The 23,667-nt window shown below is 50.6% G+C and carries 20 protein-coding genes; 7 read left to right on the top strand and 13 right to left on the bottom strand.

The features are described 5' to 3' along the window. The first annotated feature begins 138 nt into the window (after positions 1–138). The 4 genes from nagE (at position 139) to chiQ (ending at position 6,166) form a co-directional block, all read left to right on the top strand. Positions 139–2,088: a PTS N-acetyl glucosamine transporter subunit IIABC gene (nagE, locus tag FDX11_RS18415; protein WP_137398340.1), complete on the top strand. Its 1,950-nt coding sequence runs from the start codon at positions 139–141 to the stop codon at positions 2,086–2,088. Between the two features lie 187 nt (positions 2,089–2,275). Next, a complete protein-coding gene (gene glnS / locus FDX11_RS18420; protein WP_061381662.1) occupies positions 2,276–3,943 on the top strand; it encodes a glutamine--tRNA ligase in 1,668 nt (555 codons plus the stop codon). Positions 3,944–4,377: 434 nt separating this feature from the next. Continuing rightward, positions 4,378–5,784, top strand: a complete 1,407-nt coding sequence (gene chiP, locus FDX11_RS18430; protein ID WP_038638807.1) for a chitoporin — start codon at positions 4,378–4,380, stop codon at positions 5,782–5,784. Positions 5,785–5,833: 49 nt separating this feature from the next. After that, positions 5,834–6,166, top strand: a complete 333-nt coding sequence (gene chiQ, locus FDX11_RS18435; RefSeq protein ID WP_038638809.1) for a ChiQ/YbfN family lipoprotein — start codon at positions 5,834–5,836, stop codon at positions 6,164–6,166. Positions 6,167–6,217: 51 nt separating this feature from the next. Here the strand turns inward: chiQ and FDX11_RS18440 are convergent, their stop codons facing one another. From FDX11_RS18440 to ybfF, 9 genes are all read right to left on the bottom strand, one after another. After that, complete coding sequence (locus FDX11_RS18440; protein ID WP_137398341.1) at positions 6,218–7,513, bottom strand: MFS transporter; 1,296 nt, start codon at positions 7,511–7,513, stop codon at positions 6,218–6,220. Between the two features lie 53 nt (positions 7,514–7,566). Next, positions 7,567–8,706 carry a tricarballylate utilization 4Fe-4S protein TcuB gene (gene tcuB / locus FDX11_RS18445; RefSeq protein WP_137398342.1) on the bottom strand — a complete coding sequence of 380 codons (1,140 nt, stop codon included), beginning with the start codon at positions 8,704–8,706 and terminating at the stop codon, positions 7,567–7,569. Further along, entirely contained in the window at positions 8,693–10,096 is a 1,404-nt protein-coding gene (tcuA, locus tag FDX11_RS18450) for an FAD-dependent tricarballylate dehydrogenase TcuA (protein WP_042309774.1), read from the bottom strand. Before tcuA ends, tcuB begins: the two co-directional genes overlap by 14 nt. A gap of 97 nt (positions 10,097–10,193) precedes the next feature. Further along, positions 10,194–11,120: a tricarballylate utilization LysR family transcriptional regulator TcuR gene (gene tcuR / locus FDX11_RS18455; protein ID WP_137398343.1), complete on the bottom strand. Its 927-nt coding sequence runs from the start codon at positions 11,118–11,120 to the stop codon at positions 10,194–10,196. A gap of 128 nt (positions 11,121–11,248) precedes the next feature. After that, positions 11,249–11,695: a ferric iron uptake transcriptional regulator gene (gene fur / locus FDX11_RS18460; protein WP_003022836.1), complete on the bottom strand. Its 447-nt coding sequence runs from the start codon at positions 11,693–11,695 to the stop codon at positions 11,249–11,251. Next, entirely contained in the window at positions 11,688–11,774 is an 87-nt protein-coding gene (locus tag FDX11_RS25775) for a ryhB-regulated fur leader peptide (RefSeq protein ID WP_137349021.1), read from the bottom strand. Before FDX11_RS25775 ends, fur begins: the two co-directional genes overlap by 8 nt. Positions 11,775–11,984: 210 nt before the next feature. Then, the gene (gene fldA, locus FDX11_RS18470) at positions 11,985–12,515 is read right to left on the bottom strand and encodes a flavodoxin FldA (protein ID WP_003022839.1); all 531 of its coding nucleotides are present in this window, start codon (positions 12,513–12,515) and stop codon (positions 11,985–11,987) included. Between the two features lie 155 nt (positions 12,516–12,670). Beyond that, positions 12,671–12,958 carry a LexA regulated protein gene (gene ybfE, locus FDX11_RS18475; protein ID WP_137398344.1) on the bottom strand — a complete coding sequence of 96 codons (288 nt, stop codon included), beginning with the start codon at positions 12,956–12,958 and terminating at the stop codon, positions 12,671–12,673. 128 nt (positions 12,959–13,086) lie between these two features. Next, positions 13,087–13,860, bottom strand: coding sequence for an esterase (gene ybfF / locus FDX11_RS18480; RefSeq protein WP_061381665.1), 774 nt, complete (start codon positions 13,858–13,860; stop codon positions 13,087–13,089). A gap of 193 nt (positions 13,861–14,053) precedes the next feature. Between ybfF and seqA the strand changes: the two genes are divergently transcribed. Continuing rightward, positions 14,054–14,596, top strand: coding sequence for a replication initiation negative regulator SeqA (gene seqA / locus FDX11_RS18485; RefSeq protein ID WP_137398345.1), 543 nt, complete (start codon positions 14,054–14,056; stop codon positions 14,594–14,596). 24 nt (positions 14,597–14,620) lie between these two features. Then, positions 14,621–16,261 (top strand): phosphoglucomutase (alpha-D-glucose-1,6-bisphosphate-dependent), encoded by a 1,641-nt coding sequence (pgm, locus tag FDX11_RS18490; RefSeq protein ID WP_016152262.1) that lies wholly within the window; start codon positions 14,621–14,623, stop codon positions 16,259–16,261. Between the two features lie 458 nt (positions 16,262–16,719). On the opposite strand, the gene FDX11_RS18495 is transcribed toward pgm, so the two are convergent. From FDX11_RS18495 to FDX11_RS18510, 4 genes are all read right to left on the bottom strand, one after another. Next, positions 16,720–17,004 (bottom strand): type VI secretion system PAAR protein, encoded by a 285-nt coding sequence (locus tag FDX11_RS18495; RefSeq protein ID WP_137348934.1) that lies wholly within the window; start codon positions 17,002–17,004, stop codon positions 16,720–16,722. A 116-nt stretch (positions 17,005–17,120) separates the two neighbouring features. Further along, positions 17,121–17,999, bottom strand: coding sequence for a hypothetical protein (locus FDX11_RS18500; protein ID WP_137398346.1), 879 nt, complete (start codon positions 17,997–17,999; stop codon positions 17,121–17,123). Positions 18,000–18,065: 66 nt separating this feature from the next. Further along, positions 18,066–18,803 (bottom strand): hypothetical protein, encoded by a 738-nt coding sequence (locus FDX11_RS18505; RefSeq protein ID WP_079225005.1) that lies wholly within the window; start codon positions 18,801–18,803, stop codon positions 18,066–18,068. Continuing rightward, entirely contained in the window at positions 18,800–21,106 is a 2,307-nt protein-coding gene (locus FDX11_RS18510; protein ID WP_079226183.1) for a type VI secretion system Vgr family protein, read from the bottom strand. Before FDX11_RS18510 ends, FDX11_RS18505 begins: the two co-directional genes overlap by 4 nt. Before the next feature lie 631 nt (positions 21,107–21,737). On the opposite strand from FDX11_RS18510, the gene tssF reads away from it, so the two are divergent. Then, positions 21,738–23,570: a type VI secretion system baseplate subunit TssF gene (gene tssF / locus FDX11_RS18520; protein WP_137398348.1), complete on the top strand. Its 1,833-nt coding sequence runs from the start codon at positions 21,738–21,740 to the stop codon at positions 23,568–23,570. Positions 23,571–23,667 lie beyond the last annotated feature (97 nt).

Consider the following 23,667-nt stretch of genomic DNA (forward strand, 5'->3'; position numbering starts at 1 on the left):
TACGAATTAAATTTTCACACACTCTGAATGTAGATGAATGGTTAATATCGTTGATCCAGAATCTTGCTGTCAGGAATGGTCGCACAATAAAAATATGGCTTCAAAGAAGCCTAATCGGGGTCTCGTAGGGGGAATAAAATGAATATTTTAGGTTTTTTCCAGCGGCTGGGTAGGGCGTTACAGCTCCCCATCGCTGTGCTGCCAGTCGCGGCACTGTTGCTGCGATTCGGCCAACCAGATTTACTAAACGTACCTTTCATCGCGCAAGCGGGCGGGGCTATCTTTGATAACCTGGCGCTGATTTTCGCTATCGGTGTGGCTTCCAGCTGGTCAAAAGACAGCGCGGGTGCGGCAGCGCTGGCGGGTGCGGTTGGTTATTTCATATTGACCAAAGCAATGGTTACCATTAACCCTGCCATCAACATGGGTGTGCTGGCGGGTATCATCACCGGTCTGGTCGGTGGTGCGGTTTATAACCGTTGGTCTGGTATCAAACTACCTGACTTCCTGAGCTTCTTTGGCGGCAAACGCTTCGTGCCGATCGCCACTGGCTTCTTCTGTCTGGTGCTGGCTGCTATCTTCGGCTACGTGTGGCCGCCGGTGCAGAACGCCATCCATGCGGGTGGTGAGTGGATCGTAGGCGCTGGCGCGCTGGGTTCCGGTATCTTTGGTTTCATCAACCGTCTGCTGATCCCAACCGGTCTGCATCAGGTTCTGAACACCATTGCCTGGTTCCAGATTGGCGAATTTACTAACGCTGCAGGTACCGTATTCCACGGTGATATCAACCGCTTCTACGCGGGTGACGGCACTGCGGGTATGTTCATGTCTGGTTTCTTCCCGATCATGATGTTTGGTCTGCCGGGTGCGGCGCTGGCGATGTACTTCGCGGCTCCGAAAGCGCGTCGTCCGATGGTTGGCGGCATGCTGCTGTCCGTTGCGATCACCGCGTTCCTGACCGGTGTTACTGAGCCGCTGGAATTCCTGTTCATGTTCCTGGCACCACTGCTGTATCTCCTGCACGCACTGTTAACCGGCATCAGCCTGTTCGTTGCGACGCTGCTGGGGATCCACGCGGGCTTCTCCTTCTCCGCAGGTGCTATCGACTACGTGTTGATGTACAACCTGCCGGCAGCAAGTAAGAACGTCTGGATGCTGGTTGCGATGGGTCTGGTCTTCTTCGTTATCTACTTTGTGTTGTTCAGCGCGGTTATTCGTATGTTTAACCTGAAAACGCCGGGCCGCGAAGATAAAGAAGACGATATCGTTACAGAAGAAGCGAACAGCAACACTGAAGAAGGTCTGGCTCAACTGGCAACCAACTACATTGCTGCGGTTGGCGGTACCGATAACCTGAAAGCGATTGACGCCTGTATCACCCGTCTGCGTCTGACCGTGGCCGACTCTGGTCGCGTAAACGATGCGATGTGTAAACGTTTAGGTGCATCTGGTGTCGTTAAGCTGAATAAGCAAACCATCCAGGTCATCGTAGGTGCGAAAGCGGAATCCATTGGCGACGAAATGAAGAAAGTTGTGGCGCGTGGCCCGGTTGCGGCAGCGTCTGCTGAAAGTGCGTCAGCAGCAGCGGCCCCGGTTGCAAAACCGCAGGCTGTCGCGAACGCAGTCACCGTTGAAGCGCTGGTTTCTCCGATTACCGGTGACGTTGTTGCGCTGGAGCAGGTTCCTGATGAAGCCTTCGCCAGCAAAGCAGTAGGCGACGGTGTGGCAGTGAAACCAACGGATAAAATCGTGGTTGCTCCGGCTGCGGGCACCATCGTGAAAATCTTCAACACCAACCATGCGTTCTGTCTGGAAACCGTTAAAGGCGCGGAAATCGTCGTCCATATGGGTATCGATACCGTAGCGCTGGAAGGTAAAGGCTTTAAGCGCCTGGTTGAAGAAGGTGCGGAAGTGACTGCGGGCCAACCGATTCTGGAAATGGATCTGGATTTCCTGAACGCCAGTGCACGTTCCATGATTAGTCCGGTTGTGTGCAGCAACAGCGATGATTTCGGCGCTCTGGTCATTAAAGCCGAAGGTCATGTGGTTGCCGGTCAGACACCACTGTATGAGATTAAAGGTAAGTAACTGCTCCTGAGTAAAGTGAGTTAAATGCCTTAAGCGGCGGGGGATATTCCTCCGCCGCTTTTTTTTGCAGCAAATACCCTCATATATCCTGTTGAAACACCTTTTTTGTGCAACTAATAGTTGTCTCCTGACGTCGCTTATAAGATCATGTTCCGTTATACGTTGTTTACGCTTTGAGGAATCCACGATGAGTGAGGCTGAAGCCCGCCCGAGTAACTTTATTCGTCAGATCATCGATGAAGATCTGGCCAGTGGTAAGCACACCACGATCCATACCCGTTTTCCGCCGGAGCCAAATGGCTATCTGCACATTGGCCACGCGAAATCCATTTGTCTGAACTTTGGCATTGCGCAAGATTACCAGGGCCAGTGCAACCTGCGTTTTGATGATACGAACCCGGTTAAAGAAGATATCGAGTACGTTGAGTCGATTAAAAACGACGTTGAATGGTTAGGTTTCCACTGGACTGGTGACATTCGCTACTCGTCGGACTACTTCGATCAGCTTCACGCCTATGCGGTAGAACTTATCAATAAAGGTCTGGCGTACGTTGACGAACTGTCAGCAGACGAAATCCGCGAATACCGTGGCACGCTGACTCAGCCGGGTAAAAACAGCCCGTTCCGCGATCGTAGCGTCGAAGAGAACCTCGCGCTGTTCGAAAAAATGCGTACTGGTGGCTTTGAAGAAGGTAAAGCCTGCCTGCGTGCGAAGATCGACATGGCGTCGCCGTTTATCGTGATGCGCGATCCGGTGCTGTACCGTATTAAGTTCGCTGAACACCACCAGACCGGCAACAAGTGGTGCATCTACCCGATGTACGACTTTACCCACTGCATCAGCGATGCGCTGGAAGGCATTACGCATTCACTGTGTACGCTGGAATTCCAGGATAACCGTCGTCTGTACGACTGGGTGCTGGACAACATCACCATTCCGGTTCATCCGCGTCAGTACGAATTCTCGCGCCTGAATCTGGAATATACCGTGATGTCCAAGCGCAAGCTGAACCTGCTGGTTACCGACAAGCACGTAGAGGGCTGGGACGATCCGCGTATGCCGACGATTTCTGGTCTGCGTCGTCGTGGTTACACCGCTGCCGCGATCCGTGAGTTCTGCAAACGCATTGGCGTGACCAAGCAGGACAACACCATTGAGATCGCCTCGCTGGAATCCTGCATTCGTGAAGATCTGAACGAAAACGCGCCGCGCGCGATGGCGGTTATCGATCCGGTGAAGCTGGTTATCGAAAACTACCCACAGGGCGAGAGCGAAATGGTGACCATGCCTAATCATCCGAATAAACCGGAAATGGGCAGCCGTGAAGTGCCGTTTAGCGCTGAAATCTGGATCGATCGCGCTGATTTCCGCGAAGAAGCGAACAAGCAGTACAAGCGTCTGGTGATGGGTAAAGAAGTACGTCTGCGTAATGCTTACGTGATCAAGGCCGAGCGTGTAGAGAAAGATGCGCAAGGGAATATCACCACCATTTTCTGCACCTACGATGCCGACACTCTGAGCAAAGATCCGGCCGATGGTCGTAAAGTCAAAGGTGTTATTCACTGGGTCAGCGCGGCTCATGCGCTGCCGATTGAAATCCGCCTGTACGATCGTCTGTTTAGCGTACCGAACCCTGGTGCGGCAGAGGACTTCCTGTCCGTGATTAACCCGGAATCACTGGTGATTAAACACGGCTACGGCGAGCCATCACTGCAGGCCGCGGTTGCAGGCAAAGCGTTCCAGTTTGAACGCGAAGGCTATTTCTGCCTCGACAGCCGTTACGCTACGGCTGATAAGCTGGTGTTTAACCGCACCGTTGGTCTGCGTGATACGTGGGCTAAAGCGGGCGAATAAGCCGCAACACATCTTGTCTAAACGCCGCATCATGCGGCGTTTTTTTATGCCAAAAAACGTGTGCCAGGCTCCGTTTGCGGAGCGAATTAATTACATGCCTGTAATAATAAAACGGCTGAATGTTTTTACGTTTAAATAACTTACCTCAATATGAGATGGGCTGAAACCGATTTCATCTTCATGGAAAACAAGCGATTTTTTCATTTTTTCAACGCTTTTTTATCTCTCGATGAAAATGTAACAGAAAGCAATGAAATATGTGCGGTTGCTCATACTATTACATACTCGTTACAGAAAGAGATTGATAATTCGCGTCGCGAAAAATAGTCTATTCATTGTAGTCACTGAGGTTTTCTTGGCGCTACTTTTTTAATTTTTGTTTTTTCGCTGACCGCTTTTATCGGCAGCATTTTTATGTCAAAGAGGATTAACATATGCGTACGTTTAGTGGCAAACGTAGTACGCTGGCGCTGGCTATCGCCGGTATCACAGCAATGTCGGGTTTCGTTGTCGCTCCCCAGGCTCACGCCGAAGGTTTCATTGATGACTCCACTTTAACCGGCGGCATCTATTACTGGCAGCGTGAACGTGACCGTAAAGATGTCACCGATCATGACAAATACAAAACCAACCTTTCTCACTCGACCTGGAACGCTAACCTCGACTTCCAGTCCGGTTATGCGGCCGATATGTTTGGTATTGATATCGCAGCATTCACCGCGATTGAAATGAACGAAAGTAGCGAAAGCGGCCATCCAAACGAAATCGCATTCTCTTCAAAAAATAAAGGCTATGACGAAGATTACTCCGGCGACAAGAGCGGAATTAGCCTTTATAAAGCAGCGGCCAAATTTAAATACGGCCCAACCTGGGCGCGCGCCGGTTACATTCAACCAACCGGACAGACGCTATTGGCTCCGCACTGGAGCTTTATGCCTGGTACCTATCAGGGTGCCGAAGCTGGTGCCAACTTCGACTATGGTGATGCTGGCGCACTGAGCTTCTCCTATATGTGGGCCAACGAATATAAAGCGCCGTGGCACACCGAAGTCGATAAATTTTATCAGGCCGATAAAAAGACCAGCGTAGATTACCTGCACTCAATCGGCGCGAAATATGACTTCAAAAATAACCTGTTGCTGGAAGCGGCATTTGGTCAGTCCGAAGGCTACGTCGATCAATACTTCGCGAAAGCCAGCTACAAATTCGATTTAGGCGGTAACCCGTTTACCACCAGCTATCAGTTCTATGGCGCGCGCGACAAAGTTGATGATCGCACAGTAAACGATATTTATGATGGCACGGCCTGGTTGCAGGCGTTAACCTTCGGCTACAAAGTGGCGGAAGTGGTTGACCTGCGCCTGGAAGGGACCTGGGTTAAAGCAGACGGGCAGCAGGGTTACTTCCTGCAGCGTATGACCCCGACCTACGCCTCATCAAACGGTCGTCTGGATATCTGGTGGGACAACCGTTCTGACTTCAACGCCAACGGCGAAAAGGCCGTCTTCTTCGGTGCAATGTATGACCTGAAGAACTGGAACCTGCCGGGTTGGGCAGTCGGTGCGTCCTACGTTTACGCCTGGGATGCCAAGCCATCTACCTGGCAGCTCAATCCGGATGCGTACTACGACAAAAACCGGACTATCGAAGAGTCTTCTTACAGCCTGGATGCGGTCTATACCCTGCAGGATGGTCGTGCAAAGGGCACCATGTTTAAACTGCACTTCACCCAGTACGACAACCATTCAGACATTCCGAGCTGGGGCGGTGGTTACGGCAACATCTTCCAGGATGAACGCGACGTGAAGTTCATCGTTATTGCTCCGTTCACCATCTTCTAATGCCAACAGCGGCAGACCAGACGTCTGCCGCTCCGTTGAGGAAAGTGCTATGAAAAAACTGATACTCATCGCCATTATGGCATCAGGGCTGGTGGCTTGTGCGCAATCCCCTTCGCCGAAAGAAGACAGTCGCCTGAAAGAAGCCTACAGCGCGTGTATTAACACCGCGCAAGGATCGCCGGAGAAAATTGAAGCCTGCCAAAGCGTGCTGAATGTGTTGAAGAAAGAAAAGCAGCACCAGCAGTTTGCTAATGAAGAAAGCGTACGCGTACTGGATTATCAGCAGTGTATCCAGGCCACGCGCACGGGTAACGATCAGTCCGTTAATGCTGATTGCGACAAGGTCTGGCAGGAAATACGTAGCAAGAATGCTGCGCAGTAATTCGAGAAAAGAAAATGACAACGGGCGGAGAGTTTTCCGCCCGTTTGCTTTTCAGAGCTTATGTTCCACTGGTTGATAGCCCCGACTCAGTCGGACAAACAGCATTGCCGTGGCGGCGAGTCCACAAAGCGCTGCGCACATCAGCCACCATCCCGGTGAGCTTTTATCCCCGGTTAGCTGGACCAGCGCCGTGGATATGACTGGTGTAAGGCCGCCAAAAATCGCCGTGGCAAGACTAAAGGCCAGTGAAAAGCCCACCGTACGGACATAGACAGGCATCACCTCGGTGAGTGCCGCGACCATTGCCCCGTTGTACATGCCAAAAAAAAACGAGAACCAAAGCAGGACCAGCGTCATGCGCGTGAAGTCTGGCGCGGCGGTGAGCCAGTGCATTACCGGCCAGGTGGTAAGTAGTGCGAGTACAGTAATCCCCATCAATACCGGACGACGACCAATTCGGTCAGAAATCGCCCCGCCAATCGGCAGCCAAATAAAGTTAGAAATACCGACCAGCATGGTGACTATCAGACTATCGCGCGCGCTCAGGTGGAGTACAGCCCTGCCGTAGGTTGGGGTATAGACGGTAATAAAGTAAAACGTGGTGGTGGTCATCGCTACCAGCAGCGTACCCGCAGCGATCAGACGCCAGTTTTTGATGATAGTGGTGAAAATTTCCCTGGTGTCGGGACGGTGCGTACGTTGTAAAAATGCGTCTGTCTCCTGAAGCGAACGGCGCAGGACGAAGATCAACGGAATAATCATGCAACCAATAAAGAACGGAATGCGCCAGCCCCATTCAGAGATCTCATCGTGCCCTAGCGTGGCATTCAGAGCGTAGCCAATCAGCGCCGCTACCACAATGGCGACCTGTTGGCTGGCGGACTGCCAACTGGTGTAGAAACCTTTATTGCCAGGCGTGGCGATTTCAGAAAGATAAACCGAAACGCCTCCCAGCTCCACGCCCGCAGAGAATCCCTGCAATAATCGACCGACTAACACCAGCACAGGAGCCAGCAGACCAATGCTTTGATAACCGGGAACCAGGGCAATCAGCAGGGTACCGCAGCCCATGATCGCCAGCGTCACCATCAGTCCTTTACGGCGACCAATTCTGTCGATGTAAGCACCTAGCACGATTGCGCCAACGGGCCGCATTAAAAAACCCGAACCGAAAACCGCAAAGGTCAACATGAGCCCGGCAAATTCACTCTCCGCGGGGAAGAACGTCTTTGCGATATAGGTGGCGTAAAACCCGAACAGAAAAAAGTCGAACTGTTCGAGAAAATTACCGCTGGTTACCCGCAGTATTGCGCCGAAAGTTCCGGCGCGCGATGGTTGTTGTGTCATTGGGTTTGCTCCACTGTCTTATCATAATATTTATAGAGGTAAGAGTTTGCGGGTTAGTCGCCTGTGACCCCCGCTTGTTTGCAGCGCCGTTTCTCAATCGCCCACTTGAGTAAGGCTGCGCAGCGGTAAAATCCGTGGGCAAATTTTCCGTAAGGAATGGTCAGAAAAAGCGCCATGACCACGCCGAGATGAATGGCCAGTAAAATAGCCATCCATGAAGTGTCCCTTCCCGCCAGCAGCGCCAGACCAGTCAAACTGGTCAGCAGCAGCAGCAAAATAAAACCGCGATCCATCGGTTTTTGCCGGGCGTCGCCATGCAGCGGTGAACGCTTAAGATTCAGCCATAGCAAGCCCGCCGGGCCGACAACCAGACCAATGCCGCCCAACGTGCCCAGCATCACCGGCACGCTGAAGAACGGGTAGGGCGCTTCTATACCTGCAAAGTAGTGATAGCCCGTTGCCACCACGGTGGCGGCAAAGCAGAGCATAAAACCGTAGAAGGTAAAGTGGTGGAAACGGCGGCGCATCAGGGTGAAAGCATCATCCGCTTCGTTACAACCTTTGCCGTGGCCACCATCGAGATATTTCAGCGTCAGCGCATCGTGTGAGGCTTCAGCAATCTCGGCGGAACGCGGCATACCCGGAGAGATCTCGCGCCAGAAGCGGATCACGCCGGCCATCAACAAACCGATCGCCAGAATAAACACCGAACCAAACATCCAGGCCAGCAGGTTATGCGGGAAAATTTGATAGAAATCCCCGGCCAGCGGAGGATGGAATAGTGAGCCTTTCAAACCTATAGCGAGGAGTAAAAACAGGATCAGACCGAAAACCAGCGCCAGCGTCACGGTGACGCCTGCGCGACGATAAAGCGCGCCAAAGGCGGCGGGTTGCGCGTAATGCTGATAGGTTTCGAGCCGGACTTCCGCCATCGCCTTCGGTACGTTGATGGCAAATTCATGAGGCGGGGCATACTGACATGCGTGCAGGCAAGCGCCGCAGTTATGACACAAGTTTGCCAGGTAATTGATATCCGCTTTACCGAATTCCAGACGCTGCGTCATGGCCGGGAATACGGCGCAAAAGCCTTCACAATAGCGACAGGCATTGCACACTTGCATCACACGTTCAACTTCCGCTTCCGGTTCGGTGATAATTTGCGCTTCGATGATCAGTTTCTCAAGCTGCTTCATGACGAGTCTCCTTACGTGCGGCCAGCGCGGCTTCTTTTCCGGCAATGCGGCCAAAGGTCGTGCCGATCGACATCCCCACGCCTGCGGTGTAGCCCTTACCCAGCACGTTGCCCGCCATCATCTCTCCGGCGACAAACAGATTACGGCTTGGAAGCCCGGCAAAATGCACCGCGGCGCGTTCGTTCACTTTTAACCCAAGATAAGTGAAGGTGATCCCTGGCCGCAGGGCATAGCCGTAGTATGGCGGCTGGTCCAGCGGTCGCGCCCAGTGCGTTTTCGCGGGTAGCAAATCTTTGGTGGTGCAGTTATCCAGAACGGTATGGTCGAACTGGCCGGGCTGGCAGGCGTTGTTGTACTCCGTCACGGTGTGGGTAAAGCGTTCGGCATCCAGTCCTAACTGAAGGGCCAGTTCTGCCAACGTATTGGCCTGCGCGCCGGGAAAGACCGGAGGCATAAAGTGGCCGATAGCTTTACTGTCGATGATGGAGTAACCAATCTGCCCTGGCTGTTGAGCGACCAGACGTCCCCAGATGGCGTAGCGTTTCGGCCAGAAATCTTCGCCTTCATCATAAAAACGATCTGCGTCACGGTTTACCATTATGCCGAGCGAGACGCAGTCCACGCGGGTGCAAATTCCGCCATCATATAATGGTGCTCTGGCATCAATAGCCACGCAGTGTGACTGGGAGGGATCGCCGATAATGTCGGCTCCGGCATCCATCATAAATTTGAGCAGTACGCCCTGGTTAAAGCGCGTGCCGCGAATCAGGAAGTTATCCGCAGGCCATTCGCCGCGCTCGTTCTCTCCCCACGCTTCTCGCAGCCATTCGCGGTTTGACTCAAACCCGCCAGCGGCAAGCACGCAGGACTTAGCGGTGATGCGCTCTTCGCCTGCTAACGCCGCCACGAACTCGCCATTACGCAGTTCAAGCGCCTGAACGGGGGTGTTATAGCGAATTTGAACGCCCAGCTTTTCTGCGCTGCGATAATAGGCATTTACCAGGGCCTTTCCACCGCCCATAAAAAAGGCATTGGTTCGCGCCACGTGTAAAGCGCCGGAGAGAGGAGGTTGAAAGTTAACGCCGTGCTGACGCATCCAGTCACGGCATTGTGAAGAGGTACGGATCACCAGACGCGCCAGCGCTTCGTTGGTATTCCCTTCCGTGACGCGCCACAGATCCTGCCAGAATTCTTCTTCAGGATAGCTTTCCACCAGCACATCCTGCGGCGCGTCATGCATACAACGTAAATTACGTGTGTGTTGGGAGTTTCCTCCGCGCCATTCACGGGGAGCCGCTTCGAGCAGGAGTACCGAAGCTCCTTGCTCGCGGGCGGTCAAGGCAGCACACAACGCGGCATTGCCACCGCCAATCACCAGAACATCAACCATCGTATACTCCATTACCATTTAACTATTTGTTAAATTTGTAATTGAAATGTATACGTACAGGCTGTATGGGCGCTATGACGTGACGCTAAACAGTGCTTTAGTTATTGTAAAGCGTAGCGCCAGGCCAGCTTCCGGCTTCCACCAGCTGATGCATAACTTTTGTCAGCACCACACGGGCGGCGAGGCCTGCCGGGGTAAGTTCATCGTCAGAGAGGCTGACCAGAAAGTTAGGGCGGCTAAGTATCGGATTATGGACGCCGATCACTCTTAGAGTGTCTTTATCGAGATGGGAGATCGCCGCACCTGGCTGAATAGTGGCACCAATGCCACTGCGCACGGCGCGCATCAGTAACGCCAGACCATCAATTTCAGTAGCGATCTCAATGTTCAGCGCGTGTTCCTGACTGATGGCATCCAGCCTGCCGCGCAGACCGTGTCCCGGGCTTGGCATGATCAATGGAATATTTGCCAGTTGGGCAGGCGCAATATTGTCATCGGCAATATCAGCCAGTAGGGCATGGGTCCCAATTAAAAACAGCCGTTCTTCGAGAATCGGTCTGGCGCTCCAGCGCAGGATCTTTTCTTTTTGAAACACCACAGCCAGATCAATCTGGCGGGTATTAATCATTCGTTCCAGGTTGCCAGAGAGACTTTCCACCACGTGCAGGCGAACATCAGCATAGCTTTCCCGCATGGCGTGAATAAAAGGCATGCCGAGAACGGAAGCGGTACTGGGAGCCATACCGACGCTGACATGCCCGGAAAGTCGGGCCTCGCGAGCGGCGAGGATTGCATCGTCTGCATGCCGGAGCGCCAGCTGCGCCTGGGAGTAAAAAGCCAGTCCGGCGCTGGTGGGTGTCACACCTCGCGAGGTGCGTTGTAGCAGGCGAATAGCAAGTTCGTTTTCGAGCCGCGTCATTTGCTGACTGAGCGCCGAAACGCCGATATTAAGATCGAGCGCTGCGCTACCCATGCTGCCGGTTTCTACAATGCGAACAAAATAGCGTAGCTGGCGAAGTTCCATTTCAACTCTCCGGAAGGGCAATTGATTTTTACATTAAAGCAACATTGACGGAGAAGGAAGAGGGGGCTGGTCAAATTCAGCCCATAAAAAAAGCCAACCGGAAGGTTGGCTTTTCAGAAAGCGTCACATTATTTGCCGTCGTGCGCATGCTCATCTTCGCGGCAATCGCCTTCGGCGCAGTGGCCGTAAAGATAGAGGCTATGGTTGGTTAAGCGAATACCATGTTTAGCCGCAATCTCACGCTGGCGCGCTTCAATGGAATCATCGCTGAACTCGACCACTTTGCCGCAGTCGAGGCAAATGAGGTGATCGTGGTGATGCTGTTGAGTCAGTTCGAAGACGGATTTACCACCTTCAAAATTATGGCGGGTCACGATACCGGCATCATCAAACTGGTTCAGCACACGATACACGGTCGCCAGACCAATTTCTTCACCCATATCGATCAGGCGCTTGTATAAGTCTTCCGCACTGACGTGATGGTTATCCGGTTCCTGAAGAACTTCCAGAATTTTTAAACGAGGAAGCGTTACTTTCAGGCCAGCCTTCTTTAATGCGGTATTGTTGTCAGTCATGCGGAATCTGTCCTGTAGCTAAACGATTCACTTCATTAACAGAAGTGACAGAAATTGCACTTGAGAAATTGCATATCATTATAGAACTGCCATGGTTAAATGAAAACTGCAAGTCTCTGGCATATATTGTTAATCAAAACGTGGTATCGCCGACAAACACACTGTGCAACACCCGATTGGCATCCAGCCATTGTACAGGGTCAGACGAAAAAGTTACAAATTTGTAGCAATTATTTTGATTGGTTTTAACTATTGATGCGGCGCAGATGATGATCTACGCCGCGTGAAATCAGGCATTGATGATTTCGTCGAGGTGCAGTTCTTCTGAGATCTGCTTAACCCATTTTTCTACGCGTTCTGCGGTCAGCTCCGGCTGGCGATCCTCATCAATAGCCAGACCAACAAAGTGGTCGTCATCAGCCAGACCTTTGGACGCTTCAAAGTGATAACCCGCCGTTGGCCAGTGACCGACGATGGTGGCGCCGCGTGGCTCAATGATGTCGCGAATGGTGCCTAACGCATCGCAGAAGTATTCTGCGTAATCTTCCTGGTCGCCACAGCCAAACAGTGCGACCAGTTTGCCGTTAAAATCAATGTCTTCGAGGGTAGGGAAGAAATCGTCCCAGTCACACTGCGCTTCACCGTAGTACCAGGTTGGAATGCCGAGCAGCAGAATGTCATACCCTTCCAGGTCTTCTTTGCTGCTTTTTGCAATGTCATGTACATCGGCAACGTCTTTACCAAGCTGTTTTTGAATCATTTTTGCGATGTTTTCGGTATTACCGGTGTCGCTGCCGAAAAAGATGCCAGTGATTGCCATGAGTAAAATAACCTCTTGAAACTTATTGAAATGGTGGTGGCGCATTGCCCACGGATAAGGGCAATCATAGCAGAACAGTCAGGCATGCGGAAACAGCAAACACGCGGGACTGCACTCTGTGCTACACGATTTATGATTTAGAGCAGAAATTCAGACTATGCCTGACCGCGCAATGCGGTGAGTTGGGTCATCAGCATCTGTTCGATGAGTTCACTGCGACTCATGTTACGCGCCTCGGCCAGCTCGTTTAACGCGTCAACGGCATCAGCGTTCAGTTTCAGTTCGACACGCTTAAGCCCGCGAACTTTGTCACGTTTAAGCTGATTACGTTTATTTATACGTAACTGTTCATCACGCGAGAGCGGATTAGTTTTGGGTCGTCCCGGGCGACGCTCCTGCGCGAACAGATCTAATGTCGTACGGTCCGTTTGTTCTTTGGCCATGATCTTGGTGACTTCGGGGAAACAATCAGCCAGGCGTCTGCCCGGATGGATAGCGCGCCATAATACATCAGCAGGGGAGGCACGCCAACGCCCACGCGCGTAATCGCGCACGGACGCTGAGTTTTTAATCAGTTAGCCTGCTCGTTCAGATAACGACGAATGGCCCGCAGCACTGCTTCAGGTTTTTCCGCATGTACCCAATGCCCCGCGCCCGCAATTACGTGCGCCCGAGCCTGCGGGAATTGTGCCAGCAGCTGCCCGCGATACGCTTCGGTGACATAAGGGGAGTTACCGCCAGGGATAAACAATGCCGGGTGCTCCCACGCCGGGACGGTTTCCCAACCAACGATATGGGGATATTGATCCCACAATACGGGAACGTTAAAGCGCCACTCGCCGTCAACAAAGGATTTCAGCAGAAACTGGATAACACCTTCCTCTTGCAGATACTGGCGCATGACGCTTGCCGCCTGCTGGCGTGAGGACGCTTGTGCATCGGTTACGGCATTGATTGCCGCAAAAATCTCATCGTGACGGCGCACATGATAGTCAACTGGCGCAATATCAATAGCCACCAGTCGATCGATACGGTCAGGGGCCAACGCGCTTAACGCCATGACGGCTTTCCCCCCCATCGAGTGACCAATAAAGATCGCTTTTTCGATCTGTTGATCGTCCAGCGTATCCACCAGGTCTTGCGCCATGGCCGCATAATTCATCTCAGGCGATCGGGGCGAGAGGCCATGATTTCGCATATCAACCTGGATGATATCGTGATCGGCCACCAGATCGCGCGCCAGGATCCCCAGGTTATCCAGACTACCAAACAGGCCGTGAACCAGGACGATGGGAGAATTATTGTGCAGGTTTTGCGCAGATTGCGCTCGGATATTCAATTTCATGGCAAAGTTCTTTTTTTCACACTCACGGGTTAGGGTATCATGTTGACCATTCTGCCACAGGGCTGCAACAACTACGGTTACTCCGAGTTTTATCAGCCACCAGGCTTGACGCTATCCGCTGTTGGGATTTGCCTTTACACTACGCGTGTTAACCCAACAACTTGTATTCAGCTAAACACTGCACTGGATTAAGATGAAAACGATTGAAGTTGATGATGAACTCTATAGCTATATTGCCAGCCACACCAAGCATATCGGCGAGAGCGCATCCGACATTTTACGGCGTATGTTGAAATTTTCCGCCGCATCACAGCCTGTTACTCCGGTAGTAAAAGAAGTCCGCGCTGTGCAACCTGTCGTGGAAGCCAGGCCGGTTAACCCCGTAAAAGATAAAGTGCGCGCGATGCGTGAACTGCTGTTGTCCGATGAATATGCGGAACAGAAGAAAGCAGTAAATCGCTTTATGCTGGTGCTGTCTACACTCTATTCTCTGGATCAAAACGCGTTCGCCGAAGCAACGGATTCGTTGCATGGCCGTACGCGCGTTTATTTTGCAGCAGATGAACAGACGCTGCTGAAAAATGGTAATCAAACCAAACCGAAACACGTGCCAGGCACGCCGTACTGGGTGATCACCAATACCAACACCGGCCGTAAATGCAGCATGGTGGAGCACATCATGCAGTCAATGCAATTCCCTGCGGAATTGATTGAAAAGGTTTGCGGAACAATTTAATCCTTGCATTAGAAGGACCAGGCAATGGCAATCCACAACCGTGCAGGTCAACCTGCGCAACAGAGTGATTTGATTAACGTCGCCCAACTGACGGCACAGTACTATGTACTGAAACCAACGGCAGGGAACGCTGAGCACGCCGTCAAGTTCGGTACGTCCGGGCATCGCGGCAGCGCAGGTCGTCATAGTTTTAACGAGCCGCATATTCTGGCTATCGCCCAGGCGATAGCTGAAGAACGTGCGAAAAACGGGATTACTGGCCCGTGCTATGTGGGCAAGGATACCCACGCGCTGTCTGAACCGGCTTTTATCTCTGTGCTGGAAGTGCTGGCGGCGAATGGTGTTGACGTCATCGTGCAGGAAAACAACGGCTTTACGCCAACCCCTGCCGTGTCGAATGCCATCCTGGTCCACAACAAAAAAGGCGGCCCGCTGGCTGACGGCATTGTGATCACGCCGTCCCACAACCCGCCGGAAGACGGCGGCATTAAATACAACCCGCCAAACGGTGGTCCGGCAGATACCAACGTCACCAAAGTGGTGGAAGACAGGGCCAACGCCCTGTTGGCTGACGGTCTGCAAGGCGTGAAGCGTATGTCGCTGGACGCCGCGCTGGCATCGGGTCATGTGAAAGAGCAGGACCTGGTTCAGCCGTTTGTTGAAGGGCTGGCAGATATCGTCGACATGGCGGCGATCCAGAAAGCGGGTCTGACGCTGGGTGTCGATCCGTTGGGCGGTTCCGGTATCGAATACTGGAAGCGTATTGCGAAGCACTACAACCTGAACCTGACTATCGTTAACGACCACGTTGATCAGACTTTCCGCTTTATGCATCTCGATAAAGACGGCGCAATCCGTATGGACTGCTCCTCCGAATGCGCGATGGCGGGTCTGCTGGCGCTGCGTGACAAGTTCGATCTGGCCTTTGCCAACGATCCGGACTATGACCGTCACGGTATCGTCACTCCGGCGGGGCTGATGAACCCGAACCACTACCTGGCGGTGGCGATCAACTATCTGTTCCAGCATCGTCCGCAATGGGGAAAAGATGTTGCCGTCGGTAAGACGCTGGTTTCCTCGGCGATGATTGACCGCGTGGTCAACGATCTGGGCCGTAAGCTGGTGGAAGTGCCGGTCGGTTTTAAATGGTTTGTTGACGGTCTGTTCGACGGCAGCTTTGGCTTTGGTGGTGAAGAGAGTGCGGGCGCATCTTTCCTGCGTTTCGACGGTACACCGTGGTCGACCGACAAAGATGGCATCATCATGTGCCTGCTGGCGGCAGAAATTACCGCTGTGACCGGTAAGAATCCGCAAGAACACTACAACGAACTGGCTGCTCGCTTCGGCGCGCCGAGCTACAACCGTTTGCAGGCGAGCGCGACCTCCGCACAGAAAGCGGCGCTGTCTAAGCTGTCTCCGGAAATGGTAAGCGCCAGCACGCTGGCGGGCGACCCGATCACCGCACGTCTGACCGCGGCACCTGGCAATGGGGCTTCCATTGGCGGTCTGAAAGTGATGACTGACAACGGCTGGTTTGCCGCGCGTCCGTCAGGTACGGAAGACGCTTATAAAATCTACTGCGAGAGCTTCCTGGGTGAGGAACACCGCAAGCAGATCGAAAAAGAAGCTGTTGAGATCGTCAGTGAAGTGTTGAAAAACGCGTAAACCCCTGGCCGGATAAGACGTAAGCGTCGTGATCCGGTATGAATGATGAAAAGCCGGATCGCGCATAAGCTGATCCGGCTTTTTTTATTCAGTTGACCCGTCCCAGGCTTAAATCCGGATAACGTGATGATTGAATTCAAACACACCTAACAAGATCATCATTATCATTGAAAATAGCTGTCGCTAAGCAGGTAGAATAATAAACAGGCCCAGCAGTGATATGGCATCAGGGACGCCACACCATTTATTATTTGCTGCGCAAAAATGGAGGCTTGACTGGACTATCGGACCTCCTGGGTTGGTATAGAGGAAACTGTTAGCGGCTTGGACAACGAGTCCGCAGATAATTGAGCGAAAAAATCAATGAATTCGAAGAACACTTTTAGCGTGCGAACCAATTAGGCGTTATCCTTGGTTCTTAATTTTCGTGGGCTGTTATGAGTATATTTATATATATGTCAGCCAATATTGACTGAACTGTTACCGATTATTACACCACCACAGTCAACCGCATCCCCCGTTCTGGCGGCAGGCAAACCATCGATAAAGACACTTTCTGATCCGCCTGCTATTTTTCGGGGGTGAGGTGGGTGTTTGGGTTTAGCGTGTGGTGTTAGCGGATCCCCCTGGCGAGCTGCTGGTAAGCCGTCAATAAATACAGTTGATGAACCTGCGATGATGACAGTTTCGTAATAACCGTCATGCTGAGTACCTTTATCGCTGAGCTTGGCTGCAGTGGGCATGTTTTTCTCCAGGTTGTAATATAATCGTCATAAAAAAACAAATGCTTTATTTGTAGATGTCGACAGATTTGATAGAAATCATGAGGTGTTCTCATTGCTGTAAAAAATATCTTTATTTAATCCTTATAATATAATGATTTAACTTTTTTTCCATCTATCTTTATATGAACTTGATTGGACTTAATCATGAGGATATTATTACTATTGATTCCCTTAAAATTAAATCTATCCATAAATTTTATTAACTGGTTACTTTCCGAGATATAATTATTTTTTATCGGTGGTAAATGTGGTGGTATATGATATTGATGTGGGTTATTTCCATCCCCAATCAAAGATAAAATTTTTTCATTTATATTTTGTTCAATAAACCATTCTTGTTTTACGAAGGTGAAATCAGTAGTTCTGATGCTGTAGATTTTAATATTAGGCATAAAATAATAATATTCGTTAAGCTTTATTTGAAAATGTACTTCACTATGCGGAGAAAGTTTATACCAGTCATCTTTTTCAAAAGAACTACGATAATCGCAAATGCTTCCTAAATAATCTAATGAAATATTAGCCGTGGATATAAAGAAAAGCATCCTACATAGTTTTATATCAGATGCGATTTCTTTATTTTCTGTTGGTATATAAGGTAGAGATGTTGTCCGAATAAAATATGGGTGAGATTTTTCATTCTTAAAGGAAAGTGTTGCAAGTATATTATTGTTATTATTATTTACCGATAATGAGAGATATAAACCGTTTAACGCTTGCTCATTAGTGTTAGCAACTTCAAATGATTTAAAACGCACTATAGGATAATTTGGTAAGTACCATTGCTTGGGATGTAGTTGAGCTTTTTCATATTCATATCCATTCCACCCTCTCATTCCATATCCGTATTTGATAATGGATAATTCATTTGCTGATAACCAGTTTGGTATAACTAATATCATTAATAATATTTTTTTGAAGTTAAGTTTATTTAAATAAATGAAACGCTTCATTTTATTAAGGCTCTTATATTTTTGATTTAAAGAGTTAATCTGCGAAGGATAATGAAAAATAATTCCTCACTCGTTTTTAATTTCTATTTCAAAGTATCTTTCAATATTGTAAGCATTGTCAAAAACAAGATCGAATTTATTTTCAGTAATTAATTTATTAGCTCCTTTCACATGCCCATTGTAGTCATCATTATCTTCTTGATAGGGCGATTGCTTATTTCCTTCAGAGTCATAATCTGATGTCCCCATTCCTCCACCATTAGGGTCTGTAAAAAATTTGGGTATATGGCTTAATTCGTGGCAAAGTGTAGACACCCGAGAGTCATGGCCGGTAAGTTTTGAGCATATGCGTTTCTTTTCATTACTGTCTTTTTTTCTCCGTCCCACAAAATTTATACCAATTTCAACCTTATAGTCCTTCTGTGGCTCCCCTGGTACTTTAGCACTAACTTCACGTGGTTCATTAATTTTGTTAATAAAACTTTTAATGGTCATTGTACTTTTCACATACCTAATTCGCCTAATACAATCTTCCATCACACCCTTTGCGCTTATTTTAACAAGATGTTGCTCTCCTCTTACAGGCATATTTATATGAACAAATTCATCACCCCATATACCAAATATCGTTTGGAATTCGTTCTTTTCTTTGTCTTCCCAAGTTTTAAGATCTTTCTCTCTTTGATTTAATACCTTATCCAGAGCCTCTAATGTTTCTGTTATCATTGCATCAAAATCATTTATTTTACATTGTTTAAAAACTATCATTTCTTTTGACGGTTTACCGTGTGTTTTATCACTCATTCTTCTTCTCCCCAACATGTATCAAAATCAGGATTGATAAGTTTTATTGCAATTTCTTCATCGTTATCTTGGGTAAATATTTCGGTATACCCATTCTGATCTGTCTCTCCATATATTTGAGTTCCATCTACAAAATATGCGATATAACGTATGTTTGAATATGGTTCTTGTTTTTTATCAAAAAAATGAAATTGAAGATGATATTTTTCAGAATCCTGATTCGTCAGTTGTAATGGCCGAATGGCATCACCCGGACTCCCCCCACTGTTAAGATTAATTTTCGATCCCCCGATATCCACACCTCCTGCGTGTATCACCACAAATGAGCCGCCCACCTTCAGACTGATCTTACTGTCACTCTGGAGGACAATATCGCCCTCAACGCGGATCCCCTGCGCTCCGGCTACCTTCTGCGCCATATCGCCTTTCACTTCCAGGCTGTGCTTACCCCCGACCAGGCTGATATGGTCTTTTGTGGTGCGGTGCTCCTGCTTCCCTTCAACGCTCACGCTTCTGTTGCGCACAACGCTCAGCGACGTGTCATGACCAATGCGCACGGTGCGATCGTTTGTGACTTCCTGCGTATGATCGTGCTGCACCGTGATGCGCTGATCGTTCCCGACCGTGACATGCCGGTCATGCGCCACGGTGGTTTTCTGATCGTGGCCGCCAGCATTCTCCTTACCCACCGTCACCGTCTGGCCCAGACCCACGGTAATGTTCTGGTTGTTGCCGATGGTTTCGCTGTGATCCACCTTCACATCGGTGGTGCGATTGTTCAGCACCTCGGTATCCATGTTCTTCTGCGCATGGATATAGACCTGCTCCTGGTCTGTGGCATCGTCAAAGGTCAGCTCGTTAAATCCGTCGCCCTGATAGGTTTTGGAGCGGATGGTCATTTTTGTCCGGGTGGCCGGCAGGTCACCCGGCGAGGGATTATCTTCGTGATAGGCCCGTCCCGTCACGACAGGCTGATCCGGGTCACCGTTGAGGAAATCCACAATCACTTCCTGCCCCACGCGGGGAATGGCGAGGTGACCAAATCCGGCCCCGGCCCATGCCTGTGACACCCGTATCCAGCAGGAGCTGTCCTCCGTGCCGCCATGATAGCGGTCCCACAGGAACTTCAGCCGCACCCGGCCATACTCATCACAGAAAATCTCTTCCCCTGCCGGGCCGGTAACCACCGCGCTTTGCGGACCGTCCACTCTGGGCTTTGGCAGGGGGCGGGGACGCCATGTCTGTTCTGCCGGGATAACGGAAAACTGGTTGGTGAGCAGAGTCCCCTGTCCGGCGCTGCTGTGGCGGGCCTGAGGCTGCACGCCTACCAGCGTGCTGCTCACCACCTGCCAGTTGCGGTTAAGCGCAGGTATCGGGTGGTCTGACAGGGTAAAGCGGATGCCGGGCCATAATTTGGGGGAATTACTGACACAGAGTGCCGTTTCAGCCCCACTGCGCCAGCCTTCTATTTTGTAGCGGGTGAAATCCTCCCCGTGCTGTTCGTCCTTGAAACGGCCCGGATAATCAAAAATCTCATACTGTGCCCACTGACCATTCAGGTTATCCGCTTCCTGCTCATAATATCCGGGCCAGTCGGGGACTTTAAACGTGTAGTCCTGGCTCGTCACGGAAGAGGGGCTGACGGTGGCCTCGTAACGGAACTGGCTGATGCACTCCGTGGTGACTTCCGTGGTTGTGTTCGGATTGAACGCTATGGAGGCCGGAAGCCGGGACAGTCCGGCGACGTTATCGCAGAGCGTCATTTTCTGGTCGGCTCCCTCCGGGGAGAACCGGTCAAAAAAGAAAATCCCTTCCTCGGACCACAGTCGTGTCAGGAACGCAAGGTCTGACTCGCCGTACTGGACGCAGAATTCCCGTGCAGGGTGGTCCTCGTAAAAACAGGGCGTCCAGGTGGTGATGCCGTTTTCACGCAGCAGGGTGTCAGAGATAGCCTGAATATCCTGCTGCTGGAAAATGCGGAAGTTCTGCCGCAGGGCGCAGCGCCAGAGAGGGGGCTGAATTCTGAAGTGGTACTGCATCTGCCAGCCGTCGTGCTCTTTCATGCCAAAGGTGGAAATCACGCCGCTGATACGGCGCAGTGTTTGTGCGCCCTGCCAGAGGGTCAGGGTGGCATTTTTTTCAAGCAGTTCTTCAGCACGCTGGCGGAAGGAGTCGCTGGCGACATCCACCTCCAGCATAAAGGGGAGTGAATATTTCTGGACCAGACGGAAACTGACCACCGCGAAGGTAGTGGAACTCTGCCCGTCAACTTCCAGCGTGAAACGAAGTCCTTTCAGTGACATAAAATGCCTCTCTGATGCGTGACAGGAAAATGAATACTGCGGCAGTAGCTGAGAGCGATATTTATATTCAGGCACGCTACCGCCGAAGTTTCCGGCATCTGCCATCTCCCGTGAATAAAAACGTGATGCGATATTCTTCGAATGGTTTTAGCTTTTTTATGCATATTTTTAGTAGTATATTCCATGTTTGTGAATATCGGTTTCCTCTCTCTGTAATAACTAAAAAACATACAAATATATTATATTTGTATACTTCTCATGATGTTATTTAATATTCGCTATTCGAGAGCTAATTAATATTATATATTACCGTAATGAATAATTACCTTGTTATCTGTGTAATGCATATATTATTACCATGTCATTTTTCGTTATTTTGCGTTGTATATCACAGCGCAGAAAATTCATACGTTATTTTGAAAAATCGATTTAAAAATGTTCCTGCGGACGTATTATTGTTGTCATAACTGAATCTGTATTATTTCCATTCCAGTGAATGGTTGCTGCGGTGGCCATTCCGGATATGTTCTGTTATTGCTTGCAAATATAACCTGAAGAAATGTTATTGCCGGTAATAACAAAGACGGCAGTATTCACCCAGGATCTCTTAATCATTGCAGGAGTTAATACTATGGTTTTTGAAGAACGTTATTACCAGGAAGAGCTGGACTATCTTCGTCAGATGGGGAAATTGCTGGCAAAGGAAAAGCCCTGGCTGGCCCGTTTCCTGGCGGAGAAGGATGGTGATCCGGATGTTGAGCGCCTGATGGAGGCTTTTGCACTTCTTTCCGGTGGACTGTGGCAAAAACTGGAAGACGGGTTTCCTGAATTCACTCACGGGATCATCAGGATGCTGTGGCCTAATTATCTGCGTCCGGTTCCTGCCATGACGGTCATTGAATACCGGCCTAAAAACCGGCTGAAAAAGCCGGTACAGGTTTGCCGCGATGCGTTAATCAGATCCCGTACAACAACGGGGTCATTATCCCTGAACCGGGGACCGCTGTCTGACAGCCAGTCAACGCGCCCTCCGGTCTGCCATTTTACGCTGGCCAGGGATCTCTGGTTACAGCCCCTGCATATTCGGGATATACGCAACAACAGTACCCTTAAAAAGGGCTGTATTGAGATTGATTTTTTTGCGGACAGCGGAGTGTCCCCGAATGCTCTGGATCTGAATAAACTCAGCTTCTGGCTGGGTAATGACGACGACTATACCCGGTATCAGTTGTATCTGTGGTTCAGTGAGTGCCTGATGGACGCCGAGCTGGTTGCCGGGGAGTGCCAGGTACCGCTGCCGGATGTATGGCTGGATCCGGCTGGGTTTGAGCGTGAGGACGCACTGCTGCCCTGGCCTGAAAGGGTCCACAATGGCTACCGGGTTCTCCATGAATATTTTTGCTTTCCGGAAAGTTTTTTCTTCTTCCACCTTCGTGGGGCGGTGTCATTGCCGGATGATTTTCCGCTCAGTCATTTTACGCTGAGGCTGCATTTTTGCGATCCGCTGCCGGGTGATGTCAAACTGGACAACCGTTCGCTGCGGCTTTACTGCACACCTGCTGTTAACCTGTTTATGCACACTGCTGAGCCGATCCGACCCGATGGTCGTGTGTTGCAATATCCGTTGCTTGCCAGCCGCCGACGCCCGGACGCGTATGATATTTTCCGGGTGGCGTCGGTGAGCTGTCACACTCAGGCCCCAGAGGGGGGGGCCGGGAAAGGTAAAAACAGACAGATGTGGCCTGAGTTTGAAAGTTTTGACCATCAGACAGAATTCAGTGGCCAGAGGAAAGTCGTGTACTGGCAGCACCGGACAAAAACCTCGCTACTCCATCGCGGCACTGAGCACACCGTCGCTTTCATACATGCCGATGGCAGCCAGCCGGACCCTTCCCTGACGGAAAATGAAGTCGTTACGGCTGAGCTGGTCTGTACCAACCGGATGTTACCTGAACAACTGCATCCCGGCGATGTCTGCGTCGCCGTGGGCAAAAATCCGGCAGTGGCTTCTTTCAGTAACGTTACATGTCCGACATGTTCACTCAATCCGGTGACCGACGATGACAGGCTCTGGTTGCTGATTTCCTGTATGAACCTGAATTATCTTTCCCTGCTGGAGCGGGAGGCGCTGATTGAGATCCTGTGCACTTTTGACCTGCCCGGTATTCATCATCCCCAACTGGCCCGGCTTTCACGTGAGAAACTGGATGCGATAGAACGAATGGAAACGAAACCGATAGACTGGTTGTTTAAGGGCGTTCCGAGGAGAGGGCTTGCCACCACACTGTGGATCAACCCGGCTCCGTTTGTCAGTGAGGGGGAGATATATCTGCTGGGGGCCGCGCTGTCACAGTTTTTTGCGCTGTATGCCAGTACCGGTTCATATCACCACCTGAAAATTATCAATACGGAAAATCATAAATCGTGGTGGTGGCAGAACAGCGGTCAGCACCCCCTGATGTAACAGGGATGGCTTTTTAGGTCCCCAATGAGCGATGGTTATGGCTGCTAACAGAATCCGTGACAATCTATAACTATGAGCGTCCAGATCTGGCCCAGAA

Source organism: Citrobacter sp. wls714 (assembly GCF_005281025.1).
GTDB classification, from domain to species: domain Bacteria; phylum Pseudomonadota; class Gammaproteobacteria; order Enterobacterales; family Enterobacteriaceae; genus Citrobacter; species Citrobacter werkmanii.